Source organism: Ruegeria sp. BHSA163 (assembly GCF_059613365.1).
Genome location: NZ_JBXWSJ010000007.1, coordinates 55,183 through 68,684 on the forward strand (window position 1 = coordinate 55,183; position 13,502 = coordinate 68,684).

The following is a 13,502-nucleotide window of genomic DNA, read 5'->3' on the forward strand; positions in this document are numbered from 1 at the left end:
CGACAGGAAACAATATTTTTAATGTCCGGTGACGTCAGGCAGCCTTTCTGCGTCTTGGACGGCGTCTTTTTTGCGCCGCCGGTTTAGCACCGCCTAAGTTCTGATTGCTGCTTGGACCGCGGCGACCTTTGCCTCGGTGTCGCGCCTGTTTTGTTTTTTCTACTGCTTCCGGCATCGAGCCGCTTGCAACTGGTATTTCGGCTTTCATCAACTTTTGAATTTGCCGAAGTTGATCAACTTCGTCCGTGGTGCAGAATGAGATAGCCTCTCCTTCGCGCCCTGCGCGTGCTGTACGGCCGATGCGATGGACGTAATTGTCTGGTACCGTGGGCAGGTCGTAGTTGATTACGTAGGCTACGCCGGGAATATCGATACCACGCGCGGCGACATCGGTTGCAACCAAAACGTTGATTTCGCCTTGTCGGAATGCCTTGATCGCACGATCACGTTGACCCTGAGTTTTGTTGCCGTGAATTGAGGCAGCATTGAACCCGTCTGACACCAGTCCTTTCATCAGTTTTTCGGCGCCGTGTTTTGTGCGTGAAAACACTAGCGTCAGAGCGCCAGCGTCCTGGGACAAAATTTCGCGCAATTTGGCAGGCTTTTCGGAACGAGCCACAAAGTGTACGGACTGCGTGATCTTGTCTGCGGCTTTACCAGGAGGGGAAACTTGCACGCGTTTGGGATTGCTGAGATAGGCCCGGCTCAGTTCTTCCATTTGTTTTGGCATTGTCGCGGAAAACAGCATCGTTTGCCGTGGTGTGCCAAGTTCTGGCGCGATGCGGCGCAAAGCGTGAATAAAGCCCATGTCCAGCATCTGATCAGCTTCGTCCAATACCAGATGTTTGACCGAGCTAAGATCGACTGCGCCACGATCCATAAGGTCAATTAGTCGGCCCGGAGTGGCCACCAGAATGTCTGTGCCGCGCGCAAGAAACATGACTTGTTTGTTGATGGACTGGCCGCCAACCACGGTTGCGACCCGAATTTTTGTCTTATGCGTCAAGGCGCGTAAACTGTCGGCGATCTGATTGACCAATTCGCGCGTGGGGGCAAGGACCAGCGACTTGGTCGTCTTGGGCGCCGGCTTGCCGGGTTGCGCTAGAAGGTGGTCAATCAACGGCAGGCCAAATGCCAGCGTTTTTCCGGTACCGGTCTGTGCCAATCCTAAGATATCTTGGCCATCCAACGCCAATGGAATTGCCTGATTTTGGATCGGTGTGGGCTGGATGAGTTTTGCGCGTTTTAGTGCTTGGTTCAGTTCTGGCGCAAGCCCGAGCATGTCGAAATCGAACAAGTAATATTCCTTCATTTTCTGCGGGATTGTCCCACAGACGAGTTATTGCAGAGCACGCAGTATGCGTGGTCAGCAGGGGTTGTGCGCGACCTCGGGAAGAACGGAAATACCCCGCCACATGTGGCCGTCGCTTCAAGAACCCTGCGTGATGGGGAACTGGAGGTTATAGGGCGCTGCAGGACCAGCTCAATTGGCCCTTTGTTGCTCACGCGTTAGCGCTGTTTTGCGAGGCCAATGCGTGTTGAGGAAGAGAATGTCAAGACCGAGCTCGGTGGAATGGACTTCTTGTCTATGGTCAGTATCATTTTCGGAATAATATTGTATCGCGAGTGTTACACTGACGCGAATTGGCTTTAATGGTTACGCTTGGTCGCAACAATTTTCCTGTGATGTTAACGATTTGTTAAAAACTTTTTTTTCAATGCTGTTGGTTCCGAGTTGCATTCCAAAAGTAATTGGGCACGAGTGCAATCCATCAAAGTAACGACCTAAGAAATTGGACCGGTAATGACCCAGGGAATCACGCAAAATCGCGACATTCGAACAGCCAGCATAGCACTGGTGTGTGGAGGAATGCTGTGGGGTCTTTATTGGATTCCAGTCCGATTTTTTTTGGAAATGGGTCTGGATGGCGCCTGGCCGGGCATCGCGATGTATACAACTGCGCTTGTCGTTTTGATCCCGATTTTGTGGAGAAGTCGACAGGCTTTGGCTCAAGAATGGCGCGGCCTAGTTTTCAGTGGTGTATTCACAGGGGCAGCATTCAGTCTGTATTCGATCAGCTTGGCCTACACAGAAGTCGCCCGATCGATCCTGCTTTTCTATTTGACGCCAATTTGGGGCACTGTCTTAGGATTTGTGTTCTTAGGCGAGAGATTGGGTCCCCTCCGGTTACTTAGCCTATTGTGCGGGGTTTGCGGGCTTTTTGTAGTTCTAGGCGGTGAACAATCGATTCCTTGGCCGCGCAATGTGGGCGACTGGTTAGCGCTGATTTCTGGCATGACATGGGCCGTTGGGACGCTCGGACTATACCGAACCAAGTCGGTGCCGGTTGGGGGGCAAATTTTCGCTTTTCTATTCGGCGCACTGATCCTGTCAATTGTTAGCTTATTCCTTGGGGCCGGGGCTTTGAGGTTGAATGGCGGCAACGGCGTCTTAATGGACGTTTTGCCATTCGCTGCCCTTTCCGTTCTTTATACTCTTCCGATGATTTATCTTACGATTTGGCCTTCTACAAAGCTCACTCCAGCGCGAGTCGGCCTGTTGTTGATGAGCGAGGTTGTGGTTGGACTAATGTCTGCTGCATTGCTGTCCGGAGAACCGTTCGGCATGCGAGAGTTCTTTGGCGCTGCACTTATCGTAAGCGCGGCGTTTTTGGAGATTGCGCGAGGATAGATTTAGTTTCAACAGAGCCTGCTGAAATGAATTTTTCTATGATGTTGCGCTTGATAGGTTCGATGGGCGTTGCGATCATGTTGCGTAACATATTGACTTCACGCGCTTTACAATTTTAAATTGTGCCATGCTAGAAGAAGTGTGAAGCGGCCCTGGGGCGACCTGGAGGCCGCTTTCGTTTCTCTCGTGCGGAGATCACTCACGCATGAGGTCACAGGCAAATATGACTTTGATAACCCCGGAAGAGCGGATTTCGCAGACTGCAGATCTTTTGCAGTCGCTCGAGAGGTCCATTCGCAATCTGCGCCAAGCAGCGGAAGAACTGCGCAGGCGGATTGGAGCCGGGGAGGATGCAGATTTTGCTGGTTCAGCGAAACAACTCGGTCAGCTAGAGGGGCTGATCCGAAGTTGCCAGAAAGTGGAGATAAGCTTTGTCGAACAACACCACAGGCAAGCCGGAATTGCCCAAGGAGGTTACGCGCTCGACCTTGAACGGGCGCGATCTGAGATTGGGTGCAGGCTGGCTCGCCTCCGCGCCTGCTGCGGTGCAGGACAGATTTCTAAGTGAGATTGGGGAGGGGGGGCTGTGCGCCCTCCCTTTTCTGTTCGAGTTTTGGGCAATGCCACATCAGCTGCCACCAGAAGGCGATTGGCGGTCATGGGTGATTATGGGCGGACGCGGTGCAGGTAAGACGCGAGCATGTGCCGAATGGGTGCGCTCGATGGTCGAGGGTGCAAAGCCGATGGATTGCGGCGAAGCCAGACGGGTTGCGCTGGTCGGCGAAACTTTCGATCAGGTTCGCGATGTGATGATCTTTGGCGAAAGCGGGATTTTGCGGTGTTCACCGCCAGATCGCCGCCCAATGTGGAAAGCTACCGAGCGAAAACTAATCTGGCCGAATGGAGCAGAAGCACAGGTGTTTTCTGCGTATGACCCGGAAGGTTTGCGAGGGCCACAATTCGATGCGGCTTGGGTGGATGAGCTGGCGAAATGGAAGAAGGCAGGTGAAACTTGGGATATGTTACAGTTCGCCTTACGGCTGGGCGAGCGACCGCGCGTCTGCGTAACGACGACACCGAAGAATGTTAAAGTTTTGAAGGATCTTTTGGCGTCACCGTCGACGGTACAAACGCATGCAAAGACCGAGGCGAACCGCGCTAACCTGGCCGGATCGTTTTTAGAGGAAGTGAGGTCACGATACGCGGGTACGCGGTTAGGACGCCAGGAATTGGACGGCGTTTTGCTGTCAGATGCCGAAGGCGCGCTATGGACAGTGTCGATGCTGGACTCAACGCGAACTGACTATGTGCCCAATTTGGACCGCATCGTGGTCGCTCTGGATCCAGCAGTTACGGCGGGTTCAGATGCGGATGCTTGCGGAATCGTAGTGGTAGGTGCCCAGATGGAAGGATCGCCGGAAGATTGGCGAGCATTCGTACTGGCGGACAGAACAGTGAAAGGGCTTGGCCCAGCGGGATGGGCGCAGGCGGCGATTGACGCGATGGATGAATTCGGGGCTGAACGGTTGGTGGCCGAGATCAATCAAGGCGGAGATTTGGTTGAAGAGGTCGTTCGGCAAGTAGATCCTCTGGTCCCGTTCCGAGCAGTGCGGGCATCTCGCGGCAAGATCGCGAGGTCAGAACCCGTAGCGGCGTTGTATGAGCAAGGGCGGGTTGCTCACGCGACGGGGCTGTTGTGTCCGAAATCTGCCGTCGAGCTGGTGTCAGCGACATAGACGTGTCCGGGCTGCATGGGGTTGTGCGTGGTTACGCGATTGAGGATGTACTGGATGGCCGCCAAGCTCTGCAGCCGCTGATGATGCGATACGGGTTCGACGCTATTGAGCGCGACGGTAAGCTGGTGTTCCGGATGCGTAGTGGTCTTAAGGCCTTTGACGTAAACCCAGACGGATTTGCGATCAACTCTGATGTCGAAGGCACTGTTGAGTATCGGCGTGAAGCCGAGGCAGAGATGGCCGGACGGGTCCGACTACGCTTTGTTCAATCCGACGCAGATCACGATATCGTTGCCGAAGAAGCGGTGCTGCCGGATGATCGTACTCATGCAGTTGCAGTGAACGAAATGGCTCTGTCAATGACCCGGGGCGAGGGACGTCAAACTGTCGAACGGTGGCTCAGCGAGTCTCGGATGTCGCGCGAAACCGCGCGCTTCGCCTTGCCGCCGTCTCAGCTGAATCTTGGCGCTGGTGACGTTGTTCGCTTGAAAGGCATGGATCAGCAGGACTTCCCGAGTTTTCGTATTGACCGGATTGAACAGGCTGAAATGCAGCTGGTCGACGCGGTTCGGATTGAACCCGACGTTTATGCCCCCGCCGAGATCACTGACGATGGCGTCAACGCCAGACCTTTTATCGCGCCGACACCCGTTTTACCGGTACTTATGGATCTACCGCTCATTACAGGGGCAGAGGCCGCACATGCGCCCTATCTTGCTTTGTCGGCAGACCCGTGGGCGGGCAATGTAGCTATTTATGTCGCTGCGCAGGACGAAGATTATGCCCTGCGACAAGTTATTTCGGATCAGGCGGTAATAGGTTTCACAGAGTCACCGCTTTGGCGGGCCAGCTCCGGAATTTGGGATGAAGGCAGGCCACTTCGGGTCAACTTGATCGACGGCTTTCTGGAATCACGACCGCGAGAAGCTTTGCTGAACGGTGCCAACTTGGCTGCCATTGGTGACGGCACTCCCGATAATTGGGAAGTAATCCAGTTCTCTGACGCAACATTGGAAGAAGGCGGAATATTTAACCTTTCAGGTCGGTTGCGCGGCCAATTGGGAACAGATTCAGCTATGCCTGAAGTTTGGCCTGAGGGCTCTGTTTTCGTTTTGCTCGATGATCGTATCAGCCAACTCAACTTGCTCCGCAATGAACGACGCGTTTCAAAACATTATCGGATCGGTCCCGCATCGCGTGGGTATGAGGATCCAGCTTTTGTTCACCAGGTCGAAGCATTTGACGGCAACGGTTTGCGCCCATATGCGCCGGCTCATCTAAAAGTCGTGTCAAAGACCGACGCTGACAGCTTTTCGTGGGTGCGCCGCACGCGGGTGGATGGAGATGACTGGGGCGGCTTGGATGTTCCATTGGGTGAAGAGACCGAAGCTTATTTGGTTCGAGTTCGCTCAAACGGGGTACTATTGCGCGAAGAGACGACCGCGACTCCAATTTGGTCTTACTCGGAAACAGCGAAGGCTGCAGATGGTGTAAGCGGGACTTACGTTGTCGAAGTTGCTCAAGTTTCAGCGATCTTTGGCCCAGGCCTTTTCGCATCTTGCACTGCAAGTTAGTCCATCTTGCGTACTGTTTTGCATGGTGATGTAAGTGCAGCGGCGCGGGCCTTGTTGGCCGCGCCGCCTTCCGAGCGGGAATCCATATGCTTACAAATGTTTAACGAGGCGCAATTGGCGCACGAATACACTTCGGATATGGGCCGTTTACATCCTAAATACGGGAACGGATCCCTGATGGCTGTCGCGTATATTCGTCGATTGGCGGATGAGCCCAGTTTCAACGACCTGCAATATTGTGAGTGTTTCGAGATAGTTCTACGTAATCTTATCCGGTTTAATATCAGTCAGAGGCACAACTGACGCACTTGCTTGCCGCAAGGTCCAGTTCCAGACGCCCCCGAGCGATTAAGTCTCCGCAATCTTCGCAATAGCCGTACTCGCCTTCGGCAATTCGGCTGAGCGCGGTCTGAAGCCGGCGCGTTTCTACATCCCTGCGGGCCTGCTGGGCCTTTGCCATCGCCTGGTTTTGTAACGCATCCATGCGGCTGAGGCGTCCAACGGCCTGTTGATCAAGTTCGACAATCGCTTGTGCGTCGTGGCCTGACGCTGACTCCGCCTCGAGAGACGCCAACCGAACTTTGATAAGTCGTTCAAAATATCGGTGATCATGTTCGTTCATTTTTTGTTGTATAACACATCAGGGGTTTGCGTTTGGTGATTTTGACCTTAGATGGCTATTCTAGGCGCAGAAAAGGATCAAAAGCCATGTTCGAAAAGCGCAGTCAAATCACCAACGTCGATCCTGTTTGGGATCGCATAACGGCAGAGGCTCTGGCGGCCGTGGAAAAGGAACCACTTATGGGTGGTCTGGTTCACGCCTGTATCCTGCATCACCGCAGTCTCGAGAGGGCTTTGTCCTATCGCATTGCCGCCAAGTTGTGCTCGAACGAGATGTCGATGATGGTCTTGCGTGAAATCGTTGAAGAAGCCTATTCGGACGACGCCTCTTTGCTAGAAGCGGCGCGGGCGGATCTGATGGCGGTATACGAGCGTGATCCGGCCTGTCACCGTCTGCTGCAGCCAGTGCTCTATTTCAAAGGATATCAGGCGATGCAGGCTTATCGCGTAGGTCATTGGCTGTGGCGAAAAGGCCGGCATGACTTGGCGTATTTTGTTCAGATGCGTTCGTCTGAGATATTTGGAATTGATATCCATCCGGCTGCGAAAATTGGCAAGGGGATTATGATCGACCACGCCCATTCAATCGTGATCGGCGAAACTGCCGTTGTAGGTGATAATGTTTCGATGTTGCACTCCGTGACGCTGGGCGGGACAGGTAAGGAAGAGGAAGATCGTCATCCCAAGATCGGAGATGGAGTACTGATTGGGGCTGGTGCAAAGGTTCTTGGGAACATCACGGTTGGCCATTGCAGCCGCATCGCAGCCGGATCTGTGGTGTTGGAGGAGGTTCCAGCCTGCAAGACGGTTGCGGGCATTCCCGCGAAGATTGTCGGTGAAGCAGGGTGCGATCAGCCCTCGATTTCAATGGATCATATGCTGGGAAAGAATCACCAGGGTCCAAGTTAAGCTTGTCGCATCGATGCGAGAACAGTCTTTGAACTCTTGAGTTGATCGGAAACTAAACGCCGCTTTTCGATCATTACAAATCTTGGCCCCGCCCGATTTCCGTTCGGGTGGGGCTTTTTGTGAATTACATCAAGCCAGCATCACCATCGGGTTTTCAAGATTTTCGACAATGGCTTGCAGCAATTGTGCGCCAAGCGCTCCGTCGATAACGCGGTGATCAACTGACATTGTGACGGACATGATCGTGGCTACTGTCAGTTCTCCGTCATCTCCGACAACGGGTTTTTTCAGTCCAGTTCCGACCGCCAAAATACCAGCGTGGGGTGGATTCACGATTGCATCGAAGTTGTCGATACCGAACATGCCCAGATTGGAAACGGCAAACGTACCGCCCTGATATTCATGCGGAGCCAACTTACGTTCCCGGGCGCGACCAGCAAGGTCTTTCATCTCGGTCGACAAAGCAGAGAGCGATTTGGTATCGGCGTCTTGCAGTACAGGTGTGAACAAGCCGCCTTCGATAGCGACGGCAACAGCTACATCCGAAGGTTTCAATTGTAAGACCCTGTCTCCGGCCCAAACAGCATTGCACTCGGGTACTTGTTGCAGGGCGTTGGCAACGGCTTTGATGATAAAGTCGTTAACGCTCAGTTTCACTCCGCGACCTTCTAGCTGTTTGTTCAGCTGGCTTCGGAACTTCAACAGTGCATCCAGCTTGATGTCACGACGCAGATAGAAATGCGGAATGGTCTGTTTGGCTTCGGAAAGTCGGGCGGCGATCGTCTTGCGCATTCCGTCCAGTTTAATTTCTTCGAATTCGCGATCTTCGTACATCTTGGCAACCGCGTCAGCTGAAGGACCCGCTGGGGCAGCAGCAGAGGGGGGGGCGGTTGTAGCGGCCGGAGCGATGGCTGGTGCGCTTGCTGTCGCGCCTTCGACATCCGCCTTGACGATCCTGCCATGCGGACCGGAACCGTTAATTTGCGCTAGGTCGAGTCCTTTTTGCGCTGCAATTCTACGTGCCAAAGGCGAAGCGAAGATACGGCCTCCATCAGCCTTTGCAGGGGCGGCTGGAGCAGGGGCAGGGGCCTCGGATGTCGCGGGCGCGGCTTCGTCGCCCGCCGCCGTGTTTGGCGCGGCCGCAGGGGCAGGGGCTGGCGACGTCGAGATATCATCAGCGCTTTCGCCATCTTCCAACAGAACCGCAATAGCGGTGTTTACTTTAACGCCTTCGGTTCCTTCCGGGATTAGGATTTTGCCAACGACACCTTCGTCGACCGCCTCGAACTCCATCGTGGCTTTGTCGGTTTCTATCTCAGCCAGCAAGTCGCCGGAGGATACAGTGTCGCCTTCTTTGACGAGCCATTTCGCAAGCGTGCCTTCCTCCATAGTGGGAGACAGAGCAGGCATCAGGATTTCGGTGGGCATTTCAGCGCTCCTCAATCAAAGTAATTTGGTCAAAAGGCGCCCGTGGGCGCCCGGTGCCGCGTGCGAGTGTCGCTATCGCCGCTTCGATTTTTTCTTTGTTTTCAGCCATCCAGACGTAGGCTGTTTGGTGAGATGACCGAGAACCGATCAATCGCATATCAGCCGCCAAACGCTCAGGCACAAGGGCCGTGATCGTACGATCGTCAATTACCAGATCGACACGGTAGCATTCGGTTGCTGGATCGCGGCCCCTGATATCCATTCTGTTACCGATAAGTCACCTGTTTGACAGCCGAGATCACCTCATCGGTCGTAACCAGCGCCAGTTTTTCAAGGTTGGCGGCATACGGCATCGGAACATCCTTTCCGGTACAAGTGATGACCGGCGCGTCAAGGTAATCGAACGCCTCCTGCATTACGACTGATGAGATATAGCTACCCACAGAGCCTTGGGGCCAGCCTTCTTCCACAGTTACCAGACGGTTGGTTTTCATTACCGAGTTGATAATCGCGCCAGTGTCCATCGGGCGGATTGTGCGAAGATCGATCACTTCGGCGTTTATTCCCTCCTCGGCCAATTTGTCAGCGGCTTCCAACGCGAATTGCATACCGATACCAAAGCTGACGATGGTCACATCAGAGCCTTCGCGCCAGATACGAGCCTTGCCCAGTGGGATGGTCAGGTCATCCACCTGTGGCACATCAAAAGATCGACCATACAGGATTTCGTTTTCTAAAAAGACTACCGGGTTAGGGTCGCGGATTGCCGATTTCAGCAGACCTTTCGCGTCGGCTGCCGAATACGGCATAACAACTTTCAATCCGGGAACTTGCATGTACCAAGCGGCATAGTCTTGCGAATGCTGTGCCGCTACACGCGCCGCAGCACCGTTAGGTCCGCGAAACACGATCGGACAACCCATTTGCCCGCCAGACATATACAGAGTTTTGGCGGCTGAGTTGATGATCTGGTCAATTGCTTGCATGGCGAAGTTGAACGTCATGAACTCAACAATCGGTTTCAACCCGCCAAAGGCTGAACCAACCGCGATGCCGGTAAAACCGTGTTCTGTAATTGGCGTATCAATCACACGTTTAGGCCCGAATTCGTCCAGCAGACCTTGTGAGATTTTATACGCACCCTGATACTCGGCGACCTCTTCGCCCATCAGATAGACATCCTCGTCGCCGCGCATTTCTTCGGCCATCGCGTCGCGGAGCGCCTCGCGGACGGTTTCAGATTTCATCTCGGCGTCGGCAGGCCAGTCCGGCGACAGGTCCACAACGGGCGCGGCAGGGGCAGCGGAAGGAGCAGGGGCATCAACTGCCGCCGGGGCGACCTCGGTCACTGGTGCGGGCGCTGCCGCGGGAAGCGCGGAGGCGTCTTCGCCTTCTTCCACCAACACCGCGATGGGTGTATTAACCTTTACCCCTTCAGTACCTTCGGCGATCAGGATTTTACCGACGATACCTTCATCGACGGCTTCGAACTCCATCGTCGCTTTGTCGGTTTCGATCTCGGCCATGATATCGCCCGAGGATACGGTGTCGCCTTCCTTGACTAACCATTTGGCTAAAGTGCCCTCTTCCATAGTGGGCGAAAGGGCGGGCATGAGAATTTCGGTTGCCATGTCTTAATCGTCCTCTCAGGCGTAGATATCGGTCCAAAGCTCGTCCAACGACGGCTCGGGGCTTTCTTTCGAGAATTCGGCGGCCTGATTGACGATCTCTTTGATTTCTTTGTCGATCGCCTTCAGATCGTCCTCTGTCGCGTGTTTTCCTGTTAGCAAAAGCTCACGCACATGTTCGATTGGATCGCTCTGTTCACGCACTTTCTGAACTTCTTCACGCGTGCGGTACTTGGCTGGGTCTGACATTGAATGACCGCGATACCGATACGTCTTGATCTCAAGAATATATGGACCTTTTCCTGCGCGGCAGTGGGCTACTGCTTTTTCGCCAGCCTCTTTTACGGCCAGTACGTCCATTCCGTTGACGATTTCGCCCGGAATGCCGAACGCCTCACCTCGGTGGAAAATTTCTTTGGTTGAGGTCGAGCGGGCTTGCGCTGTGCCCATGGCGTACTGGTTATTTTCGATGACGAAGACGACGGGCAAATCCCACAGCGCCGCCATATTGAATGTTTCGTAAACCTGACCCTGATTAGCTGCGCCATCACCAAAATAAGTAAACGTGACCCGGTCGTTCCCCTTGTACTTATCAGAAAAAGCCAATCCCGCGCCCAACGGTACTTGTGCGCCGACAATGCCGTGGCCACCGTAAAAGTGTTTTTCCTTGGAGAACATGTGCATCGAGCCGCCTTTGCCTTTGGACAGACCACCAATGCGCCCGGTCAATTCGGCCATCACACCTCCCGGTTCCATGCCGCAGGCCAGCATGTGGCCATGATCACGGTAGGAAGTGATACGCTTGTCTCCGTCGTCTGCCGCAGCTTCAAGTCCTACGACGACGGCTTCTTGTCCTATATACAAGTGGCAAAATCCACCGATCAGGCCCATGCCATAAAGTTGCCCGGCCTTTTCTTCGAATCGGCGGATCAACAGCATTTCCCGATAGTAAGTCTTAAGTTCTTCCGCAGAAACATTTGGTTTCTTTGTGGTTTTTCGCGCAGCCATAGCGGCGATCTCCCCCTTCCGGCAAGATAGTTTAGCGTTAAACTATCTCATAGAGCATTTCGCTTAATCTGGCGAGTGTAAATGTTATGCAGCGGCAGGACGCGCAGGATTTGACCGGCGATCTAGGCAGGTGTCCCCTGGCCGAAAAGTTTCGATAATGCGTAACGTTATTGGATTACGATCTCGTCAGAACGGATCATACCTAAAATCGACCGTGCCTGTTGATCCAGAAGGTCGAGGTCCAGATAGGTATCCGACAACCGGCGAGTTAGGTTTTCCATCTCAGATATTTCGGAATTCAGCTTGGCGAGGTCGCGCGAAAGAGCGTCCCGTTCCGCAGCTATCTCCACTCTGCGGAAAAGACCATAATCGCCCTGCACGGCAGCAAAGGTGAAATACACACCCAGCATAAAAGCTACCGTGAAAAAGACGATTGCGCCCAATCTGGGTCTATTGGAACGGGACACTCTGTTGACCGCCGTATGAATTCTGCCTCAAGAAACGTGCCCTTTTTGGGCATCTCGAAGCACTATGTCATAGGTGATTCGGGATGTGAATCCCCTGATTCGCAAAAAACTCAGTGTGAGTCCAAAACGACCAAACTACTTGGTTCAGGTCTCTAAAGCGGCAACCCCAGGCAGTGTTTTGCCTTCCATCCATTCAAGGAAAGCACCACCTGCGGTCGAGATATACGTGAAGTCGTGTGCCGCGCCCGAAGCATTCAATGCCGCGACCGTATCGCCACCACCTGCGACCGAAATTAGTTGTCCTGATCGAGTAAGCGCCGCGGCCTTGAGAGCTGCAGCATTGGTGGCGACATCGAACGGCTCAAGTTCGAATGCGCCTAGCGGTCCGTTCCAAATCAACGTTTTGCTTTGGGAAAAGGTATCCGAAATCGCAGCCACACTATCGGGGCCCGCATCCAGGATCATGCCATTCTCGGGGCACTCGTCGGCAGGCAGTATTTGATGCGGTGTGTTCGCTTCAAACTTTTCAGCAACAACGATGTCTGACGGAAGAACGATATTGCAACCGGAGTGTGCAGCTCTGGACAGAATGTCCGATGCCGTATCTGCCATATCCCGCTCGGCCAACGATTTACCGACCCTAATTCCTTTTGCCACCAAAAAGGTGTTCGCCATCCCACCGCCGATTACAAGGTTGTCGACTTTGTTTATCAGATTGCCCAACAGTTCCAGTTTGGTTGAAACTTTGGCGCCACCGACCACTGCTGTCACTGGGCGTTTGGGATTTCCCAGTGCGCTTTGTAGAGCCTCCAATTCGGCCTGCATCAAGCGGCCTGCGCAAGCGGGAAGCAACCGTGCAATGGCTTCGGTAGAACTGTGTGCGCGGTGGGCGGCCGAAAATGCGTCGTTGCAATAGATATCCCCAAGTTGCGCCATTCCTGCCGCCAGATTAGGATCATTCTTTGTTTCCGCGCTGTGAAAACGGGTGTTTTCCAGTAGTAGCACCTGACCGGGTTGCAGCTCCTGCGCGGCCAGTTCAGCTTCTTGACCCACGCAATCGGCTGAAAAAAGAACCTCGACGCCAAATGCAATCTCCAGAGCAGGGACCAACTGTTTGAGCGATAGGTTTTCGCGCCGTTCGCCACCGGGACGCCCAAAATGGGCCAAAAGAATGGGTTTGCCCCCAGCGGCCAAAATATCGCGGACGGTAGGGACAATGCGTTCGATACGAGTGGCATCTGTTACCATTCCGTCCACGACGGGCACATTGATGTCCACGCGCACCAGCACGCGTTTGTCGTTCAGGTCCATGTCGTCCAGCGTTTTCCAGCCCATGGCGCAATCCTCGGCACTTGAGTTCGATATAGGCGGTTCTTTTCCTGCATTTTGCCCTCAGGTCAATGCGTCACTTGGCTTTCGTCCGCGTGGCGCATAGGTAT

General features: G+C 54.0%; 13 protein-coding genes. 5 read left to right on the plus strand and 8 right to left on the minus strand.

From position 1 onward, the window contains the following. Positions 1–34: 34 nt before the first annotated feature. Positions 35–1,297 carry a DEAD/DEAH box helicase gene (locus AC2FNV_RS05430; RefSeq protein WP_170605330.1) on the minus strand — a complete coding sequence of 421 codons (1,263 nt, stop codon included), beginning with the start codon at positions 1,295–1,297 and terminating at the stop codon, positions 35–37. Positions 1,298–1,804: 507 nt separating this feature from the next. Between AC2FNV_RS05430 and AC2FNV_RS05435 the strand changes: the two genes are divergently transcribed. From AC2FNV_RS05435 to AC2FNV_RS05450, 4 genes are all read left to right on the plus strand, one after another. Beyond that, on the plus strand, positions 1,805–2,692 hold the full coding sequence (locus AC2FNV_RS05435; RefSeq protein ID WP_170610491.1) for a DMT family transporter: 888 nt from the start codon (positions 1,805–1,807) through the stop codon (positions 2,690–2,692). 620 nt (positions 2,693–3,312) lie between these two features. Further along, positions 3,313–4,428 (plus strand): DNA-packaging protein, encoded by a 1,116-nt coding sequence (locus tag AC2FNV_RS05440; protein ID WP_170610494.1) that lies wholly within the window; start codon positions 3,313–3,315, stop codon positions 4,426–4,428. Then, positions 4,389–6,002, plus strand: coding sequence for a phage tail protein (locus AC2FNV_RS05445; protein ID WP_170605215.1), 1,614 nt, complete (start codon positions 4,389–4,391; stop codon positions 6,000–6,002). Before AC2FNV_RS05440 ends, AC2FNV_RS05445 begins: the two co-directional genes overlap by 40 nt. A gap of 18 nt (positions 6,003–6,020) precedes the next feature. Next, on the plus strand, positions 6,021–6,305 hold the full coding sequence (locus AC2FNV_RS05450; protein ID WP_437436814.1) for a DUF7742 family protein: 285 nt from the start codon (positions 6,021–6,023) through the stop codon (positions 6,303–6,305). Here AC2FNV_RS05450 and AC2FNV_RS05455 read toward each other — a convergent pair. After that, positions 6,286–6,624 (minus strand): TraR/DksA family transcriptional regulator, encoded by a 339-nt coding sequence (locus tag AC2FNV_RS05455; protein ID WP_170472715.1) that lies wholly within the window; start codon positions 6,622–6,624, stop codon positions 6,286–6,288. The two genes, AC2FNV_RS05450 and AC2FNV_RS05455, sit on opposite strands and share 20 nt — an antisense overlap. 86 nt (positions 6,625–6,710) lie before the next feature. On the opposite strand from AC2FNV_RS05455, the gene cysE reads away from it, so the two are divergent. Beyond that, entirely contained in the window at positions 6,711–7,532 is an 822-nt protein-coding gene (cysE, locus tag AC2FNV_RS05460; protein ID WP_170605217.1) for a serine O-acetyltransferase, read from the plus strand. 129 nt (positions 7,533–7,661) lie between these two features. Here cysE and AC2FNV_RS05465 read toward each other — a convergent pair whose 3' ends face one another. The 6 genes from AC2FNV_RS05465 to AC2FNV_RS05490 all read right to left on the minus strand — a co-directional run bounded on the left by AC2FNV_RS05465 (position 7,662) and on the right by AC2FNV_RS05490 (position 13,398). Then, positions 7,662–8,960 carry a pyruvate dehydrogenase complex dihydrolipoamide acetyltransferase gene (locus tag AC2FNV_RS05465; RefSeq protein WP_170605219.1) on the minus strand — a complete coding sequence of 433 codons (1,299 nt, stop codon included), beginning with the start codon at positions 8,958–8,960 and terminating at the stop codon, positions 7,662–7,664. A 1-nt stretch (position 8,961) separates the two neighbouring features. After that, on the minus strand, positions 8,962–9,222 hold the full coding sequence (locus AC2FNV_RS05470) for a hypothetical protein (protein ID WP_170605221.1): 261 nt from the start codon (positions 9,220–9,222) through the stop codon (positions 8,962–8,964). A gap of 4 nt (positions 9,223–9,226) precedes the next feature. Further along, positions 9,227–10,591, minus strand: a complete 1,365-nt coding sequence (locus AC2FNV_RS05475; RefSeq protein ID WP_170605223.1) for a pyruvate dehydrogenase complex E1 component subunit beta — start codon at positions 10,589–10,591, stop codon at positions 9,227–9,229. Positions 10,592–10,606: 15 nt separating this feature from the next. After that, positions 10,607–11,596: a pyruvate dehydrogenase (acetyl-transferring) E1 component subunit alpha gene (pdhA, locus tag AC2FNV_RS05480; protein ID WP_170472703.1), complete on the minus strand. Its 990-nt coding sequence runs from the start codon at positions 11,594–11,596 to the stop codon at positions 10,607–10,609. A gap of 167 nt (positions 11,597–11,763) precedes the next feature. After that, complete coding sequence (locus AC2FNV_RS05485) at positions 11,764–12,063, minus strand: FtsB family cell division protein (RefSeq protein WP_170472700.1); 300 nt, start codon at positions 12,061–12,063, stop codon at positions 11,764–11,766. 144 nt (positions 12,064–12,207) lie between these two features. After that, on the minus strand, positions 12,208–13,398 hold the full coding sequence (locus AC2FNV_RS05490; RefSeq protein ID WP_170605225.1) for a phosphoglycerate kinase: 1,191 nt from the start codon (positions 13,396–13,398) through the stop codon (positions 12,208–12,210). Positions 13,399–13,502 lie beyond the last annotated feature (104 nt).